The 16,755-nt window shown below is 40.1% G+C and carries 17 protein-coding genes; 5 read left to right on the forward strand and 12 right to left on the reverse strand.

Features of this window, described 5'->3' with window-relative positions; translation table 11 throughout:
- Nucleotides 1-7: 7 nt before the first annotated feature.
- A complete protein-coding gene (gene malQ, locus ACESNQ_RS05220) occupies nt 8-1,525 on the reverse strand; it encodes a 4-alpha-glucanotransferase (protein WP_373075537.1) in 1,518 nt (505 codons plus the stop codon).
- 417 nt (nt 1,526-1,942) lie between these two features.
- Here malQ and ACESNQ_RS05225 point away from each other — a divergent pair, with 417 nt between their 5' ends.
- From ACESNQ_RS05225 to ACESNQ_RS05245, 5 genes are all read left to right on the forward strand, one after another.
- Nucleotides 1,943-3,214 (forward strand): extracellular solute-binding protein, encoded by a 1,272-nt coding sequence (locus ACESNQ_RS05225; protein WP_373075539.1) that lies wholly within the window; start codon nt 1,943-1,945, stop codon nt 3,212-3,214.
- A 126-nt stretch (nt 3,215-3,340) separates the two neighbouring features.
- Nucleotides 3,341-4,633 carry a sugar ABC transporter permease gene (locus ACESNQ_RS05230; RefSeq protein WP_373075541.1) on the forward strand — a complete coding sequence of 431 codons (1,293 nt, stop codon included), beginning with the start codon at nt 3,341-3,343 and terminating at the stop codon, nt 4,631-4,633.
- A 1-nt stretch (nt 4,634) separates the two neighbouring features.
- Nucleotides 4,635-5,477, forward strand: a complete 843-nt coding sequence (locus tag ACESNQ_RS05235) for a sugar ABC transporter permease (RefSeq protein ID WP_142558958.1) — start codon at nt 4,635-4,637, stop codon at nt 5,475-5,477.
- A gap of 207 nt (nt 5,478-5,684) precedes the next feature.
- Nucleotides 5,685-6,485 (forward strand): DUF1189 domain-containing protein, encoded by an 801-nt coding sequence (locus tag ACESNQ_RS05240; RefSeq protein ID WP_373075543.1) that lies wholly within the window; start codon nt 5,685-5,687, stop codon nt 6,483-6,485.
- 9 nt (nt 6,486-6,494) lie between these two features.
- Complete coding sequence (locus ACESNQ_RS05245) at nt 6,495-7,481, forward strand: LacI family DNA-binding transcriptional regulator (protein ID WP_373075545.1); 987 nt, start codon at nt 6,495-6,497, stop codon at nt 7,479-7,481.
- Nucleotides 7,482-7,534: 53 nt separating this feature from the next.
- Here ACESNQ_RS05245 and ACESNQ_RS05250 read toward each other — a convergent pair whose 3' ends face one another.
- From ACESNQ_RS05250 to ACESNQ_RS05300, 11 genes are all read right to left on the reverse strand, one after another.
- Nucleotides 7,535-8,476 (reverse strand): YitT family protein, encoded by a 942-nt coding sequence (locus ACESNQ_RS05250; RefSeq protein ID WP_373075547.1) that lies wholly within the window; start codon nt 8,474-8,476, stop codon nt 7,535-7,537.
- Nucleotides 8,454-10,217, reverse strand: coding sequence for an aspartate--tRNA ligase (gene aspS, locus ACESNQ_RS05255; RefSeq protein WP_373075549.1), 1,764 nt, complete (start codon nt 10,215-10,217; stop codon nt 8,454-8,456). Before aspS ends, ACESNQ_RS05250 begins: the two co-directional genes overlap by 23 nt.
- Before the next feature lie 151 nt (nt 10,218-10,368).
- Nucleotides 10,369-10,587: a hypothetical protein gene (locus ACESNQ_RS05260; protein ID WP_373075551.1), complete on the reverse strand. Its 219-nt coding sequence runs from the start codon at nt 10,585-10,587 to the stop codon at nt 10,369-10,371.
- Between the two features lie 18 nt (nt 10,588-10,605).
- Nucleotides 10,606-11,247 carry a CPBP family intramembrane glutamic endopeptidase gene (locus ACESNQ_RS05265; protein ID WP_373075553.1) on the reverse strand — a complete coding sequence of 214 codons (642 nt, stop codon included), beginning with the start codon at nt 11,245-11,247 and terminating at the stop codon, nt 10,606-10,608.
- A gap of 9 nt (nt 11,248-11,256) precedes the next feature.
- Complete coding sequence (locus ACESNQ_RS05270; RefSeq protein WP_373075555.1) at nt 11,257-11,958, reverse strand: DUF3169 family protein; 702 nt, start codon at nt 11,956-11,958, stop codon at nt 11,257-11,259.
- A gap of 14 nt (nt 11,959-11,972) precedes the next feature.
- Entirely contained in the window at nt 11,973-12,323 is a 351-nt protein-coding gene (locus tag ACESNQ_RS05275; protein ID WP_373075557.1) for a PspC domain-containing protein, read from the reverse strand.
- Nucleotides 12,320-12,523 (reverse strand): hypothetical protein, encoded by a 204-nt coding sequence (locus tag ACESNQ_RS05280; protein ID WP_373075559.1) that lies wholly within the window; start codon nt 12,521-12,523, stop codon nt 12,320-12,322. The genes ACESNQ_RS05275 and ACESNQ_RS05280 overlap by 4 nt, the downstream gene beginning before the upstream one ends.
- The gene (locus ACESNQ_RS05285) at nt 12,523-12,729 is read right to left on the reverse strand and encodes a helix-turn-helix transcriptional regulator (RefSeq protein ID WP_049508780.1); all 207 of its coding nucleotides are present in this window, start codon (nt 12,727-12,729) and stop codon (nt 12,523-12,525) included. Before ACESNQ_RS05285 ends, ACESNQ_RS05280 begins: the two co-directional genes overlap by 1 nt.
- A gap of 9 nt (nt 12,730-12,738) precedes the next feature.
- A complete protein-coding gene (locus tag ACESNQ_RS05290; protein ID WP_373075561.1) occupies nt 12,739-13,155 on the reverse strand; it encodes a hypothetical protein in 417 nt (138 codons plus the stop codon).
- A 64-nt stretch (nt 13,156-13,219) separates the two neighbouring features.
- Entirely contained in the window at nt 13,220-16,183 is a 2,964-nt protein-coding gene (gene pgfM1 / locus ACESNQ_RS05295; RefSeq protein WP_373075563.1) for a glycosyltransferase PgfM1, read from the reverse strand.
- A gap of 209 nt (nt 16,184-16,392) precedes the next feature.
- Nucleotides 16,393-16,755: LPXTG cell wall anchor domain-containing protein (locus ACESNQ_RS05300; RefSeq protein WP_373075565.1), on the reverse strand; the 363-nt coding region annotated here is incomplete at its 5' end.

Below are 16,755 nucleotides of genomic sequence, written 5' to 3' on the forward strand. Positions count from 1 at the left end.
TAATGTCTTATTTCTTTAATTCTACCAAATTTTCATTGATTCGGCGATAAATTGTAGTCAAGTCAAGCAAAGTTTCTTCGACAGCAGGAGTCAATTGATCCTCTGTCATACGCCATGACCAGTTTCCACCAAGAGTAGATGGGAAGTTCATACGAGCTGACTCATCTAGTTCTAGCAAGTCTTGCATGGTTGCAATAGCCATGAAGCTAACTGATGAAAATACTGTGCGAAGCATTGCGTGTGGCACTGTTTCATACTCTTTACGGTTCGTGTAACGAGCCATGTATTCACGAGTTGGATCGTCAATCTCATTACGGTACCAACCAAGAACTGTATTGTTATCGTGTGTTCCTGTGTACATAACAGAGTTGGCAGGTGCCAAGTGTGGGCTATCGATACTTTCGTCTTCTGGGTTGAAGGCAAATTGAAGAATCTTCATTCCTGGGAAGCCAGTGCGTTCACGTAGTTCAATAACTTCGTCAGTCATGAATCCAAGGTCTTCTGCGATGATGTTCAAGTCACCAAGTTCCTCTTTAACCGCTGCAAAGAGTTTGTAGTCAGGACCTTTCACCCATTTACCAGGTGCTGCTGTTTCAGAACCAGCAGGAATTTCCCAGTAAGACTCAAATCCACGGAAGTGGTCGATACGAACGATATCGTAGATTTTGAAGCTTTCACGCAAGCGTTCAATCCACCATTTGTAGCCATCTTTGTCCATAGCTTCCCAGTCATAGATTGGGTTACCCCAGAGCTGACCAGTAGCAGAGAATTCATCTGGTGGGCAACCTGCGATGCAAGTTGCTTTCCCGTTTTCATCTGTTTTAAAGAGATGTGGATTTGCCCACATGTCGCTTGAATCTTCCGCTACATAGATAGGCATGTCTCCGACAATCTCGATGTGATTCTCATTAGCGTATGCTTTCAATTTCAACCATTGTTGGAAGAAAAGGTATTGGGTTACGCGGTGGTAAACAAGCTTGTCAGCTAATTTCTCACGGTAGCTTTCAAGAGTTGAAGCTTTACGAGCACGAGCATCTGCATCTGGCCATTCTGTCCAAGCAAGATTATCAAAATGCTCCTTGATGGCCATGTACTCTGCAAATAGTTCAAGCCATGATTGATTTTCTTGAGCAAATTTTTCGAAGTCTTTGACATCTCCAGTTTCAAGGAAACGTTTGACAGCTTTCTCTAGAAGTGGACGACGTGCATAGTAGATTTTAGCGTAGTCAACTTCAGTTGGGTTGCTACCAAAGTCCACACCTTCAAGATCACTTGCTTCCAACAAACCTTGCTCCACCAAAATATCAAGGTCGATAAAATGAGTGTTTCCAGCAAAGGCTGAGAATGATTGGTATGGAGAATCTCCATAGCTGGTTGTTCCTAAAGGAAGGATTTGCCAGTAGCGTTGCTTCGTACGAACCAAGAAGTCAACAAAATCATAGGCGCTTTGACCAAATGATCCGATTCCGTATGCTCCTGGAAGTGATGAGATGTGCATCAACACACCGCTTTGACGTTTTTTCATATTAGCACCTCAAGTGTTTATATTGTTAATTATTTCAATCTTTGCGCAAACGTTTGCGCTAAGTCAAGTATACCCCATTTCTAAAATAAATGCAAGCGTTTGTAGAAAACTTTTTTTGATTTATTTATATAATTAAAAATGAAATTTACTATATCCTCTTCTCTTATCTTGATATTTTTTTCAAAAAAATTGCGCAATCGTTTCCATTTGTCCATTTCCGAACAATTTTTTCTTAATTATTTACTTTTTCTTCTTATTATATCGACAGTTTTCGGTTTCTCTTGATTTTAAGCTTTTTAAAAATTTTTCAAAAAAACGCTTGCAACCGTTTTCCGTTTGTGCTATACTAGGTTCATAAGGGAAAACGTTTGCGTTTCCTCGAAATTAAAATTTGTTATTCTTTAGGAGGAATACACTATGTCAACTAAATTCATGAAGAGTGCTGCTGTACTTGGTACTGCTACTCTCGCTAGCTTGCTTTTGGTAGCTTGCGGAAGCAAAACTGCTGATAAAGCAGCTGATTCTTCTGCATCAGGAAGCCAAGAAATCACACTTTACGTTGAAGACCAATATAAAGCATTTGCTGAGAAAGTTGCTGCTGCTTATGAAAAAGAATCAGGAACAAAAGTTAACATCAAATCTGGTGACCAACTTGGTGGACTTGACAAACTTTCACTTGACAACCAATCAGGTCAAGCCGCTGACGTTATGATGGCTCCATACGACCGTGTAGGTAGCCTTGGTACTGACGGACAACTTTCAGAAGTTACTTTGAGCGACGGTGCTAAAACAGATGACACTACTAAATCTCTTGTAACAGCTGCTGACGGTAAAGTTTACGGTGCTCCAGCCGTTATCGAGTCTCTTGTTATGTACTACAACAAAGACTTGCTCAAAGAAGCTCCAAAAACTTTCGCTGAATTAGAAGAACTTGCTAAAGATAGCAAATACGCTTTCGCTGGAGAAGACGGAAAAACTTCTGCATTCCTAGCTGACTGGACTAACTTCTACTATGCATACGGACTTCTTTCTGGTAATGGAGCTTACGTATTCGGACAAAACGGTAAAGATCCTAAAGATATCGGTCTTGCAAATGACGGTGCTATCGCAGGTATCAACTACGCTAAATCTTGGTACGAAAAATGGCCTAAAGGTATGCAAGATGGAACAGCTGCTGCAAACTTGATTCAAACTTCATTCCAAGAAGGTAAAACAGCTGCTATCATCGATGGTCCTTGGAAAGCTCAAGCATTCAAAGATGCTAAAGTAAACTACGGTGTTGCTACTATCCCAACTCTTCCAAACGGAAAAGAATACTCAGCATTCGGTGGTGGTAAAGCTTGGATCATCCCATCAAGCACTAAGAACCTTGAAGGCGCTCAAAAATTTGTAGACTTCCTTGTTTCAACTGAACAACAAAAAGCATTCTACGAAGCAACTAACGAAATCCCAGCTAACACTGAAGCACGTGCATACGCTGAAGGTAAAAATGATGAGTTGACAACAGCTGTTATCAAACAGTTCAAGAACGCTCAACCAATGCCAAACATCTCACAAATGTCAGCTGTTTGGGAACCAGCTGCGAACATGCTCTTTGACGCTGTAAGTGGTAAGAAAGATGCTAAGACAGCTGCTAACGATGCTGTTACATTGATCAAAGAAACAATCAAACAAAAATTTGGTGAATAATTGAATTCGTTACAAGGGGGGAGAATACAAATCCCCCTTTGATTTTATAAATTTACGAATGATTGCAGTTGTCTATCTAGTGATTGGAGACAAACTTCAATCTCGTATCCTATGAAAGGAGTATTCATGGAAAACCAACAACCTAGCAAAGCAGCCTTGCTTTCAGTGATTCCTGGGCTAGGGCAAATCTACAACAAACAAAAAGTTAAAGGTTTTATTTTCCTTGCTGTAACTTTAGTTTTTGTCCTATATTTTATAGCACTTGCAGCGCCTGAATTGAGTAACTTGATTACACTTGGGGTTAAACCTGGTCGTGACAACTCTCTCTTCATGCTGATTCGTGGTGCCTTCCACTCTATTTTTGTAGTTGTTTATCTAGGATTTTATCTTTACAATATAAAAGATGCATATACTATTGCTAAACGTATCAATAATGGCATCCCTGTCCCACGTACCTTTAAAGATATGATCAAAGGTATCTATGAAAATGGATTCCCTTATCTCTTGATCATCCCATCTTACGTTGCCATGACATTTGCGATTATCTTCCCTGTTATCGTAACATTGATGATTGCCTTTACAAACTACGACTTCCAACACTTACCACCAAACAAACTCTTGGACTGGGTTGGATTGACTAACTTTACAAATATCTGGAGCTTAAGTACCTTCCGTTCAGCCTTTGGTGCAGTTCTTTCTTGGACTATCATCTGGGCTCTGTCTGCATCTACTTTGCAGATTATTATTGGTATCTTTACAGCTATTATTGCTAACCAACCGTTTATCAAAGGAAAACGTATTTTCGGTGTTATTTTCCTTCTTCCTTGGGCTGTTCCAGCCTTCATCACTATCTTGACTTTCTCAAATATGTTTAACGATAGTGTCGGAGCTATTAACACTCAAGTATTGCCTATCTTTGCTAAGGTTCTTCCTTTCTTAGATGGTGCCCTTATCCCTTGGAAAACAGACCCAACTTGGACTAAGATTGCTTTGATTATGATGCAAGGTTGGCTTGGCTTCCCATACATCTACGTTTTGACCTTGGGTATCTTACAGTCTATTCCTAACGACTTGTATGAAGCAGCTTATATCGACGGTGCTAATGCTTGGCAAAAATTCCGTAACATCACTTTCCCTATGATTTTGGCTGTTGCGGCTCCTACATTGATCAGTCAATACACCTTCAACTTTAACAACTTCTCTATTATGTACCTCTTCAACGCTGGAGGACCTGGTAGTGTCGGAGGTGGAGCTGGTTCTACAGATATCTTGATCTCATGGATTTACCGTTTGACAACAGGTACATCTCCACAATACTCAATGGCGGCAGCTGTTACCTTGATTATCTCTATCATTGTCATCTCTATCTCTATGATCGCATTCAAGAAACTACACGCATTTGATATGGAGGACGTCTAAGATGAATAACTCAATTAAACTCAAACGTAGACTGACTCAAACTCTCACTTACCTCTACTTGGTTGGCCTTTCAATTGTCATTATCTATCCTCTTTTGATTACGATTATGTCGGCCTTCAAGACTGGTAACGTAGTAGCCTTTAAACTAGATAGTAACGTTGACTTTAGTTTTGCTAACTTCCAGGGACTCTTCTCTGAAACTTTATATGGTACTTGGTATCTCAATACTTTGATTATCGCCTTGATTACCATGGCTGTTCAAACAAGTATCATCGTTCTAGCAGGTTATGCCTATAGCCGCTACAATTTCTTGGCACGTAAACAAAGTTTGGTATTCTTCTTGATTATTCAAATGGTACCTACTATGGCCGCTTTGACAGCCTTCTTCGTTATGGCTCTTATGTTGAACGCCCTTAACCAAAGCTGGTTCCTCATCTTCCTCTACGTTGGTGGAGGTATCCCGATGAACGCTTGGCTCATGAAAGGTTACTTTGATACCGTGCCAATGTCTCTTGATGAGTCTGCAAAACTAGATGGTGCAGGACACTTCCGCCGCTTCTGGCAAATTGTTCTTCCTCTTGTTCGCCCAATGATTGCCGTACAAGCTCTCTGGGCCTTCATGGGACCTTTCGGGGACTATATCCTCTCTAGTTTCTTGCTTCGTGAGAAAGAATACTTCACCGTTGCCGTTGGTCTCCAAACCTTCGTTAACAATGCGAAAAATATGAAGATTGCCTACTTCTCAGCAGGTGCTATCCTCATCGCCCTTCCAATTTGTATTCTCTTCTTCTTCCTACAAAAGAACTTTGTTTCAGGACTTACAAGTGGTGGCGAGAAGGGGTAATATTACCCCCCGCCACCCTTTTTCATTTTTGAACTTGTACATCGATTGTCTGGTGAGATACAAGAGCTTGCTGAGATTACCTTGTTAGTTAGTGTACGAATCATAACAAACATTCACTTTTTCCAAGGATTCTACTATCCCCGCTTGAAATTAAAAACATTTCTCTATATAATACTCGTATAGAAAAATGCCTATAGAAAGAGATTTATGTTACCATATCCATTTTCTTATTTTAATAGTATTTGGGGATTTCGTAAGCCCCTCTCTCATCGTTTTGGTCTAAATTGGTTTCAACTGATTTTTACCAGTATTTTCTTGATTAGCTTGTCTATGGTCCCTATTGCCATCCAGAATAGTTCTCAAGAGACATACCCTTTAGAAACTTTCATCGATGATGTCTACGCTCCTTTGACGGACGAAGTCGTTCAGAATCTAGCTACCAATGCTCAGATTGTAGATGGTAAACTAAGCTATACGGGTTCGACTCCTCATCAAGCTTCTGTTCAAATCGGGGCTTCTGCTAGTTCAAGTTTCCCTGAGGAATTACTTCTTAACTTTGAACCTGAACAACTCGTCATCAGTAAGCAAGGAAAAGAACTAACCAGCATTCGCTATCACGCTATTACAACTGATAGTTTCCAAAGCAAGGAAAGCTTGACTCATGCTATTTCAAAAGACTGGTACCAACAGAACCGCGTCTATATCAGCCTCTTCCTTGTCTTAGGTGCTAGTTTCCTCTTTGGACTTAATTTTTTCATTGTAGCTTTAGGTGCGAGCCTTTTGCTCTACTTTACGAAAAAATCACGTCTCTTCTCATTTAAGACCTATAAAGAGTGCTATCATTTTATTTTGAACTGTTTAGGATCGCCAACTTTAATTACCCTGATTCTAGGTCTTTTGGGACAGAATATGGCAACTTTGATTACTGTTCAAAACATTTTATTTGTTCTATACCTGGTCACTATCTTTTATAAGACTCATTATCGTGATCCAGACTACCAAAAGTAGGAGATTATTATGCCTGTTACGATTAAAGACGTGGCCAAGGTTGCAGGAGTTTCACCTTCAACCGTAACCCGTGTTATTCAAAACAAATCAACGATTAGCGACGAAACAAAAAAACGAGTTCGAAAAGCAATGAAAGAACTTAATTATCATCCTAATCTAAATGCTCGAAGTCTCGTTAGCAGTTATACGCAAGTTATTGGCTTAGTTCTTCCAGATGATTCAGATGTTTTCTACCAAAACCCTTTCTTCCCTTCTGTTCTTAGAGGGATTGCACAGGTTGCCTCGGAAAATCACTATGCCATTCAGATTGCGACTGGTAAAGATGAGAAAGAGCGTTTAAACGCCATTTCACAAATGGTCTACGGAAAACGTGTGGATGGGCTTATCTTCTTGTATGCACAAGAAAATGATCCCTTGGTGCAACTAGTTGTCGATGAGCAATTTCCCTTCCTCATTCTTGGAAAATCACTTTCTCCTTTCATTCCGCTTGTTGATAATGATAACATCCAAGCCGGATTTGATGCGACCGAATATTTCATCAAAAAAGGATGCAGTCGCATTGCTTTCATTGGTGGTACCAAGAAGCTCTTCGTTACCCAGGACCGTCTGACAGGTTACGAGCAAGCACTTCAAGAACACAATCTGCCTCTTGATAGTCACCGTACCTTCTTTGCAGACGAGTTTCTAGAAGAAAAGGGCTATAACTTTAGTAAACAACTCTTTAAACACGACCCTCAGACCGATGCTATTATTACAACCGATAGTCTCTTAGCTGAAGGTGTCTGTAACTACCTCAACGAACACCAGCTTGATGTTCCGGTTCTCAGCTTTGATTCGGTGAATCCAAGATTGAATCTAGCTGCCTATGTTGATATCAATGGTCTTGCTCTTGGCCGAACTTCATTTGAAACCATTCTGCAAATCATTAATGATGTCAAGGAAAATCGTCAAATCTGCTATCGACAAGTAATTGCACACGAAATCGTTGAAAAATAAAAACCAACTCTCTATTTTGAGTTGGTTTTTTTGTATTCTATTTACCTGAACAACTAGTTTTCAACTTCGACAAATCGTCCAAGAATATGAACATTCTCTGAGACCGATACAAAGGCTGTTGGATCCACTTGCTTCATGATTAGTTTAAAATCATTAAACTCTGCACGAGTGATAACCGTAATCAAAACTGCCTTACGTTCGTGGTTATAAGTCCCTTCAGCATCGTGAATCATGGTCGCTCCACGGTGCAATTTATTGTGAATTTTCTCAATCACAGCATCTGGATTACTAGTAACAATCATAGCCTGCATGCGTTTTTGTTTGGTGAAAACTGCATCTGTCACACGGCTTGAGACAAAGATGGTAATCATAGAATAGAGGGCATATTTCCAACCAAAGGTCAAACCAGCAATCAGCATGATTGTCCCGTTCACTAGGAAAGAGATACTTCCAACGTTACGACCTGTCTTCTTACGAATGGTAAGACTGACAATATCTGTTCCACCACTGGAAATGTTATGGCGTAAAGCAAAACCGATTCCCAATCCCATAACGACACCCCCAAAAAGGGCATTGATGATTGGGTCCTCTGTCAGTACCACCACTGGCACAAACTGGATAAAGAGCGAGCTCATGGATACCGTGATAAAGGTAAATATCGTAAACTTATGTCCAATCTGGCGCCAAGCTAAAATCATGAGTGGTATATTGATACAGTAGAAAGCTACAGAAATTGGAATATGGAAATTAAACCAGTAGTTACTAAGGCTTGAGATAATCTGAGCTAAACCTGTTGCTCCACTTGAATAAACGTGTCCTGGCTGGAAGAAGAAATTGACGGCTACTGCTGATAGAAAACCATATACCAGAGAAGCTGAAATTTTTTCATCGTATTTTTCTTTAGAAATCCCTTGTAAGACACGCAAAATCTTCACCCGATGAGCAAAGCGGCGTAGATAATAGTGCCACTTTTTAGTTAGTTTCGTTTGTTTCATCTTGTTCTACTTGTAGATTGAGTTCTTCTAGTTGTTTAAGAGCTACTGTTGATGGCGCTTGTGTCATTGGATCTGTCGCCTTGTTGTTCTTAGGGAAGGCAATGACTTCACGGATGTTATCTTCGCCTGCTAAGAGCATGACAAAGCGGTCAAGTCCGATAGCCAAGCCACCGTGTGGTGGGAATCCATAATCCATGGCTTCCAAAAGGAATCCAAACTGGTCATTAGCTTCTTCAGCTGAGAATCCAAGGGCCTTGAACATACGTTCTTGGAGCTCTTTTTGATTGATACGAAGGCTACCACCACCAAGTTCATAACCGTTCAAGACGATGTCGTAGGCAATGGCACGAACCTTGGCCAAATCACCTTCTAGTTCATGAGCAGTATCTGCTTGAGGAAGAGTAAATGGATGGTGGGCACTCATATAACGGCCTTCTTCTTCAGACCATTCAAACATTGGCCAGTCAACAACCCAAAGGAAGTTAAACTTGTCAGTATCAATCAAGCCAAGTTCTTTGGCAATACGTCCACGAAGGGCACCAAGTGTTGCATTGGCTACTTCAAGCGTATCAGCTACAAAGAGAACTAAGTCCTTATCTTCAAGACCAAGCGCACTTGTTAAATCGCCTTGAATGCTAGTCAAGAATTTAGCAACTGGACCGTTTAATTCACCGTCAACAACCTTGACCCAAGCCAGACCTTTAGCGCCATACTGCTTGGCTACTTCTGTCATCTTGTCGATATCTTTACGTGAGTAGTTGTCTGCTGCTCCTTTGACTACGATGGCTTTAACGGCAGGTGCTTCTGAGAAGACTTTGAAATCAACACCCTTGACAAGATCTGTCAAGTCTTGAAGCAACATCTCAAAGCGAGTGTCAGGTTTGTCAGAACCATAAAGAGCCATGGCATCATCATACTTCATACGAGGGAATGGTAATGTCACTTCGATGCCTTTTGTTTCCTTCATCACGCGCGCAATCAAGCCTTCTGTGATATCTTGGATTTCTTGCTCAGTCAAGAATGATGTTTCCAAGTCGACCTGAGTGAACTCAGGCTGACGGTCACCACGCAAGTCTTCGTCACGGAAACATTTGACGATTTGGTAGTAACGGTCAAATCCCGCATTCATCAACAACTGTTTTGTGATCTGCGGACTTTGAGGAAGAGCGTAAAAATGACCTTTATTGACACGTGATGGCACCAAATAGTCACGCGCCCCTTCTGGTGTTGACTTAGAAAGGAATGGCGTTTCCACATCGATAAACTCCAACTCATCCAAGTAGTTGCGGATCGAATGTGTCACCTTAGCGCGAAGTTTAAGATTTTCTAGCATCTCTGGACGACGAAGGTCAAGGTAACGGTAACGTAGACGCGTATCATCGTTTGCTTCAATGCCATCCTTAATTTCAAATGGTGTTGTTTTGGCTGTATTAAGCACAGTAAGAGCCGTTACATTCAGTTCAACCGCTCCAGTCGCCAATTTGTCATTTGCTTGCTCACGTGCTGCAACTTGACCAGTCACTTCGATGACAAATTCACTACGAAGGCTTTCAGCCGTTGCCATCACCTCTGCAGAAACCTTCTCAGGATTAATAACCAACTGCATAATCCCTTCACGGTCTCGCAAATCGATAAAGATCAATCCACCCAAGTCACGACGACGGGCAACCCATCCTTTCAAGGTAATTTCTTGTCCGATGTGCTCCTCACGAACACGACCAGCATACATACTACGTTTCATGTTTTCTCTCCTCTTTTATTCTGTTACTATTTTACCATAAAAGCGCAAGCTCTTCATGAAAATCAGCAGAAAAGTTTGATTGTCTTTAGGAATCAAAACGAACAGACAAAAAATCCGATGAAAACGTCATCGGATTCTCTGATTATGATTCTTAACCTTTTTTACGCTTTTCAGCAATCTCTTCTGTCTTCTTTGGTAGGACAATTTCTGTCACATAAGCTGTCGCAAATCGTATCACTCCTGCGATAGGAGCAAAGATGACCGCTAGATTGTTATAAAAGAAATCTCCCTTAATGAAATAGACAAGTAGGCCGATAACAAAGAAGAGAAATACTGCTTGAACCATTGCTAATAATATTACTCGTTTCATGACTTCCTCCTGAGTCTATTATAGCATCATTATCATGACAAATGAAATTAAATTGTTCAAGGCATGCAATCCCATACTATAAGCCAGCCCACCCTTACTGATATAAGCCAAGCCCATGCTTAAACCAAGGGCACTATAGACTAGGAATTGTTGAGGAGTAGTAGGAAAATGAACAAGTGCAAAAAGTACAGTGCTTACAAGAAGAAAGAGAGCTGTCTGCTTGATGTTATCCTGTTGAGGGAAGACATAGCGGGCTAGCATACCTCTAAAGGTTAATTCTTCTGTTAGGGGTGCAAAGACGACAGCCATGAAGAATGTGAAGAGAGGTTGATCTTGAGCCAATTTATCTACAGCCTGTTGATTAAATGACGGATCATTTGGTAAAAAGTTTTCTACAACAATGACAAGGACCCATACCAAGGCAGGTAGCCAGATGTATTTGTTAAGGGCCGTTTTTTCAATCGTAACGGTTCCTGTCTTATACCACTTGTAGGTAACGAAGGTAAAGATTCCTGCTAATAAGACATAAACAGGGACAGCAACGTAGCTAGGTGCTCCCAATATCAAGGCGGCTAAACCTACGCCCTGAATAAAACTATAGACCATAAGAAATGATAAGAAGGCAAGGCTATACCAGCCAATATTTTTAAGTGTTTTCATAAAATTCTCCTATTTGAAATAACGTTTTGTTTTTCGCAACTGTGCAACATTCGTGTACAAATGGATGACAACTGCCACCAGCAGAGCAACCAACTGTACTTGTCCTAATACCATAGATAGAACTACTAAAACAATATAGATACCTGGTATGATGAGCTGATTGACCTTGAACAAGATCAAGTAAGCTTCTTCCATCTCAGCCTGTTTTTCTCCCTCATCATAAGTATCGAGGTATTCCAAAACTTCCTTGGGTGTGGCCATAACAGAAAGTTTATAGTTACGAATCTTGCTAGTGATTTTTAGGCAGTAAACACCCGACCAAATACTTACAACTATCAAAAGTAAGGATGTTGCTGATATGCCAAATCTTCCTAAGTCTAAAAGCATACAGAATAGCATACTAATTTGGGAAACATTCCAAGCTACCGTACCATAATCCAAGAAACGATACATAGCAAGATAGTCTTGCTCATTTCCTTCATCCTCTTCTTCTCGTTGATAATTCTGATAAGCCTGATGACTTTTTCTAGTGAAATAAAATGTTAGGATTGCCGTAATCAGCCCTAGACCAAAAAAGATTGAGAACAAGACAGGGATTACTTGCTCTTGGCTAATACCTAAAGGTTTAACTCTAAGAGCTCCGGCAAGTATTCCTAATAAAGCTCCTATAATAAAAAGTTTCAGTGCAAAAATTATGTGATTCTTTTCCATATTTTAACCTCTTTCTAAAACAAGCCAGACAACCATTGACCAAAGGCTTTACCTGATTCGAAAATAGCGGTCAAGCCTTCTGTTCCAAGTGACACCAAAATCAAACAAACAGCAAGTAAGAGAATAGCTTGATTTCTAGCTTTTTTTGCTCCATCTCCCAAGGGCTCATTCCCAAGCCAACCTGCTAGATAAGCATAGAGAGTCACGGTTATAATCCCAATCTCCGTCGAAGAGAGGAACAAGAAGACTGTCACCAAACGAACAATGTTGGCTTGAATGTTAAAATAATTTCCTAAACCTGCACAAACACCTGCAAGTGCTTTGTTCTCTGTATCGACTTGAAAACCTGCTAAAAACTCTTTCATAACTTTTCTCCTTTTAGGATCTCTTTAAACTTTATTTTTTTCTCTACCCATCTAAAGACTAATAGTAGCACTATATTAATCCAGAAGAGGTATTTACTTTCGACGATCGTAAACCAACCAAGTAGGCTTCCAATCATAGCCAAAAGATTCACGATAAACACAACTATAGATAGATAATAAATCACTTTATACTTGTTCATCACTCATCCTCCTCTAAACGAAAGACCGACTCGACCGGCTCATGGAATATCTGAGCAATCTTCAGGGCAATGACGATGGATGGGGTGTATTCATCCCGCTCAAGCAAGCTGATGGTTTGCCTGGACACGCCAGCTAGTTTGGCCAGCTCTGTTTGATTCAGGCCATCGCGAGCCCGAAGCTCTTTTAGACGATTTTTTAGTTGCATGTTACACACCTACTCTCCGTCAAATTCAACGGCTTGGATATCCTCAATACGTTGCAACTTGAATTTTTCTTTCCCATTTTTATCAACATGACGTAGTTTGACCCATTCCTCATCAACATCCACAACTTCCCATAAATTTGTTCCAAACACTTGTCCAACGATTGTTGGTTTTTTCCCAATTAATTCTTTTAATAATCTTGACATATCTATATTTCCTTTCTCTTTTCTTTCGATTACCTTTAACCTCTTCTCTAACCGCTTGATTTTTTTAGATTGACTCGTATAAATCAAGACGAGAAAAGGAAAAAAAATCCATATCCACATGTGGCTCCCTCCTATTTCTTTATTTCTTAACTTGATTTTATTGTAACACATCTTTTTATTTTTGACAAGCATATTTGTCAAAAAGTTTAAGATTTTTGTCATTTTGTAAAAGAAAACGGTCAGGAATGGTATCCTGACCGTATTTTTTTAGTTGATAAAAGATTGCTTACCCAGCTGATGAAGCGCCTTGATTTTCTTTCAGCTGGTTTTTATCATCCTTTTTGTAATCTCTTCTGACAATATAAAGCGTTGTTAGACTGATGAGAGTCAATACAGCACCTGTAACCCTTCCTTTTTGGGAGAAGACAAATTCTACTTTGTGTTGTCCGGAAGTAATCGGGAATGAAATAAAGCTGTTCCAAGCTTTTGTCACAGGAACATACTTACCATCCACTTTCACCTTCCAACCCTCACTATAAGGGATAGAAGTCATCATATATTTACTGTCGTCAGTAATATTTACTGAACCGACGATATAAGTATTCGAGAATTTCTTAACTTGTAGACCTTGTTCCTTCCGCTTTTCTAAAGCATTTTGAATTTGACTGATTTCTGCGCGGTAAACCCCTGCGTTCGAAAGGTCAACCTTGTCTGTTTTAAAGCGAAATTCCAGTACAGACTCTTGATTCTCCGCATTGTCAGCGATTTGCCACAGTTGACGTTGCATATTTTTCTTGGAATGAGTAAACCACTTGCCATTCAGAAGGACAGAGTAATCTTTCTCAAAATTTAGACTTGCTGGTACGAAGAAGTAATAGGTCAAGTTTGTTCGAGGAGTAATTCGGTAGCGAACGACTGCATCCTTAGAAGAGTCCACCCGCTTGTAGACTGCAGTTCCTTTTTCTTTGTCGACATTTTCTTCTGTAAGATTTTCTGTTTCAACATCGCCGTATGCTAGAGGTTTGAAGTAGTCGAGGTAATTTTCCTCGCCTTTTTTCACACCTTCCATAGAGTTGAGAATGATATTTTGATTTTGGATAGCGCTATTTCTACCAAAGTTGATGTTTCTTACCAAATCATTTGTTCCATAGGCTAATGGGAAAGAATTTGGATTTTCGTACACGATATAACGTTCATCTTCATAGACCTTCTGCGTGAAATAACGCTGCATATCAAAACGACTTGCAAAACGTGTGAAATACATTCTCTCAGGATGAGCTTCTTTCTCAGCAGGATCCAGATCCTTGACATCCATATAGTATCGAACACCGTATAAGGCATCTGTCAGAGGAGTTCCATTTTCGTATTCAATTGCTTCATCGCCCGCTTTATCCCCCATATAGGCAAAGTGATTCATAGTGGACCTCTCCAAATTTGAACTAAAAGTACTCAAACCTGGATAACCTATCAGAGATGGAGTTGTTCGAGAATAGGCAAAGGTTGTTGCAATTCTATAGAAAGGCTGATCTGCGTTTTCTTGGATTTTATCCGTCACACGTTTAACCGAAAGCGTTCCGTCCACAAATTCATCAACATTTGCATAACTAAAGGTCACTTGTGATAGATAGGCATTGTATCCTAGCTCAAATACTGTCAGAGTTGATAACAAGATAACAGCTAAGCGAATCATTCCTGGACGTAGCAAGGTCAGTACAGCTAAGTAAATGAGTAGAGTTAAGACTACACGAGAAAAGAGATAACCTGTTTGTAATAATAACAGCAATGCCACTACAGATCCAGCCGCAATCACCAATACCCTTTTCTTTTCTTTCTGGGACTTGGCAGAGCGTTCCCAGTATAGATAAAATCCTGTAGCTGTAGCTGATATAACCAGTATCACAATAGCAATAAAATGGCTATTGATAAACAGAGTTAGAGCCTCAGGTTGTTTTTTTGGTAGATAGGTAAAGTCTTTAGTATAGAGGTAGATTGCCGATAAGACTAGGGCTACAACTGATAGCAATTTCCCTCGGCGAGAGATTTTAAATTTCTCTTTTAATGCTTGATAGGCTAAGATTAGCATGAAGAAAGAGAATAACCATGAGAAGCGGAAGAAGAATCCGGCAGGGTTTTGTCCCATATGCCAAATCTTACTCACAAATTCATTGACAAAGGAAGTAAAGAAAATGAGAGTAACCACTCCCGCAGCCCATCTTCTTTCTTTGACTATCCTTCCTGATAAAAAGTACAAGATAAAGCCGATAAACCCGAGAGCTCCAATATAGATATTTGGCAGGTTTGGTCCAGCTGCCCAACCTGATTGTGCATCAAAGCCCCCGATAGTTAGTTTGGATAAAATGTCTAAGGGATTAATCTGAAAGGCCATGGAAAATGTCATGGCTCCTCCTGCTTGTCCCTTACTTTCAAGCAAGTTGAAAAATACGGGAACTAATAATATTGAAGCAGCCGCAACCCCTAGGATAGAGTAGAGAAAGACATTCCATAAGGGTTGGAGGTAATGTTTTAGTCTTACATTCCATGTCCCCTCGATAGAAAAACGAGGCGAAAGATAATAGCAGGCATATAAGACAACAAATAGCGATATCATATAGCCCATGTAGAATTGAAGGAATACCGTTAAGCCTAGTACAAAGGCATATGGATAAGCCGCTTTGCCATCTAACAACTGCTCTAGATATAGGATGACAAGAGGAAGCATGAACATGGCATCATAAAAGATAACATTCATCTGGTAGGATACCAACATACCAGACAGGGCATAAGCTGTCGCAAACAAGGGAACCATCCATCGTTTTGACTCTGCACCCTTATAACGTTTAATTAAGAGATGAGCAAAGGAAAATCCAAAAGCTCCATATCTAAGCCAGATTGTTAGAAAAACAGATAATCCTATATATTTTAAAGGCAGAAGAACATAAATAAAATTGAAAGGGCTCATCAAATAATAGCCCAACTCACCAATCATATCTCCACCTATAGATTTAGTAAAGGAATATGTCAGACTGCTTAAATCACCAGATAGAATGGCATTCTTTAGCAATCCATAAAAACTAATGTACTGTTGATCAAAGACAACGGTCATTAAACTTTTATTTCCAAAAGGATAACTCCCCATGAAAAACCATACCACCAGCATGATGGTCATCGGTAGCAAGGCACTACTGACATAAAGGACACCCTTCGGATATTTTTCCTTTAATTTCTGCCATTGTGTCAACCAATTTTCCATTATTGATTTCTCCTCTATGTTTTTAACCAACTTCTGTTTGCTGTTTGCTACCGGCTACGTTAGCTAGTATTGTAATGTTGGCTTTGTGACTTCGTGATAAGTGGGGTTTCCCCTTGAAAAGGGAAGGATAGGTATCTACTACTCCATCATTTTAACATTTAAAAAAGAGAGAGCAATGCTCTCTCCTCTCTAAAGAAACTTATCTAATATTATTTAGTAAATTTACGTTTCATAACAACTGTTCCTGACATGATTACCACACCAGCCAATACAAGTACTAGGCTTGTAGCCTCACCAGTATTTGGAAGTCCTGGTTTGTTTTCAGTTGTTGTTGGAGCTTCAGTTGTTGCTGGAGCTTCAGTTGTTGTAGTTGTAGTGGTTGTAGTGGTTGTTGGAGCTTCAGTTGTTGTAGTTGGAGCCTCTGTTGTTGTAGTTGGAGCCTCTGTTGTTGTAGTTGGAGCCTCTGTTGTTGTAGTTGGAGCCTCAGTCGTTGTTGGAGCTTCAGTTGTTGTTGGAGCTTCAGTCGTTGTTGGAGCTTCAGTTGTTGTTGGAGCTTCAGTTGTTGTTGGAGC

The sequence above is a fragment of the Streptococcus infantis genome (genome assembly GCF_964243025.1).
GTDB lineage: Bacteria > Bacillota > Bacilli > Lactobacillales > Streptococcaceae > Streptococcus > Streptococcus infantis_N.

What these genes read in the sequence shown, in the direction of transcription:
- ACESNQ_RS05265 (WP_373075553.1), bottom strand. Translation starts at nt 11,247, where the DNA reads ATGAAAACACTTAAAAATATTGGCTGGTATAGCCTTGCCTTCTTATCA.
- ACESNQ_RS05260 (WP_373075551.1), bottom strand. Translation starts at nt 10,587, where the DNA reads ATGAAACGAGTAATATTATTAGCAATGGTTCAAGCAGTATTTCTCTTC.
- ACESNQ_RS05245 (WP_373075545.1), top strand. Translation starts at nt 6,495, where the DNA reads ATGCCTGTTACGATTAAAGACGTGGCCAAGGTTGCAGGAGTTTCACCT.
- ACESNQ_RS05280 (WP_373075559.1), bottom strand. Translation starts at nt 12,523, where the DNA reads ATGAACAAGTATAAAGTGATTTATTATCTATCTATAGTTGTGTTTATC.
- malQ (WP_373075537.1), bottom strand. Translation starts at nt 1,525, where the DNA reads ATGAAAAAACGTCAAAGCGGTGTGTTGATGCACATCTCATCACTTCCA.
- ACESNQ_RS05270 (WP_373075555.1), bottom strand. Translation starts at nt 11,958, where the DNA reads ATGGAAAAGAATCACATAATTTTTGCACTGAAACTTTTTATTATAGGA.
- ACESNQ_RS05285 (WP_049508780.1), bottom strand. Translation starts at nt 12,729, where the DNA reads ATGCAACTAAAAAATCGTCTAAAAGAGCTTCGGGCTCGCGATGGCCTG.
- ACESNQ_RS05230 (WP_373075541.1), top strand. Translation starts at nt 3,341, where the DNA reads ATGGAAAACCAACAACCTAGCAAAGCAGCCTTGCTTTCAGTGATTCCT.
- ACESNQ_RS05250 (WP_373075547.1), bottom strand. Translation starts at nt 8,476, where the DNA reads ATGAAACAAACGAAACTAACTAAAAAGTGGCACTATTATCTACGCCGC.
- aspS (WP_373075549.1), bottom strand. Translation starts at nt 10,217, where the DNA reads ATGAAACGTAGTATGTATGCTGGTCGTGTTCGTGAGGAGCACATCGGA.
- ACESNQ_RS05275 (WP_373075557.1), bottom strand. Translation starts at nt 12,323, where the DNA reads ATGAAAGAGTTTTTAGCAGGTTTTCAAGTCGATACAGAGAACAAAGCA.
- ACESNQ_RS05235 (WP_142558958.1), top strand. Translation starts at nt 4,635, where the DNA reads ATGAATAACTCAATTAAACTCAAACGTAGACTGACTCAAACTCTCACT.
- ACESNQ_RS05225 (WP_373075539.1), top strand. Translation starts at nt 1,943, where the DNA reads ATGTCAACTAAATTCATGAAGAGTGCTGCTGTACTTGGTACTGCTACT.
- ACESNQ_RS05240 (WP_373075543.1), top strand. Translation starts at nt 5,685, where the DNA reads ATGTTACCATATCCATTTTCTTATTTTAATAGTATTTGGGGATTTCGT.
- pgfM1 (WP_373075563.1), bottom strand. Translation starts at nt 16,183, where the DNA reads ATGGAAAATTGGTTGACACAATGGCAGAAATTAAAGGAAAAATATCCG.
- ACESNQ_RS05290 (WP_373075561.1), bottom strand. Translation starts at nt 13,155, where the DNA reads ATGACAAAAATCTTAAACTTTTTGACAAATATGCTTGTCAAAAATAAA.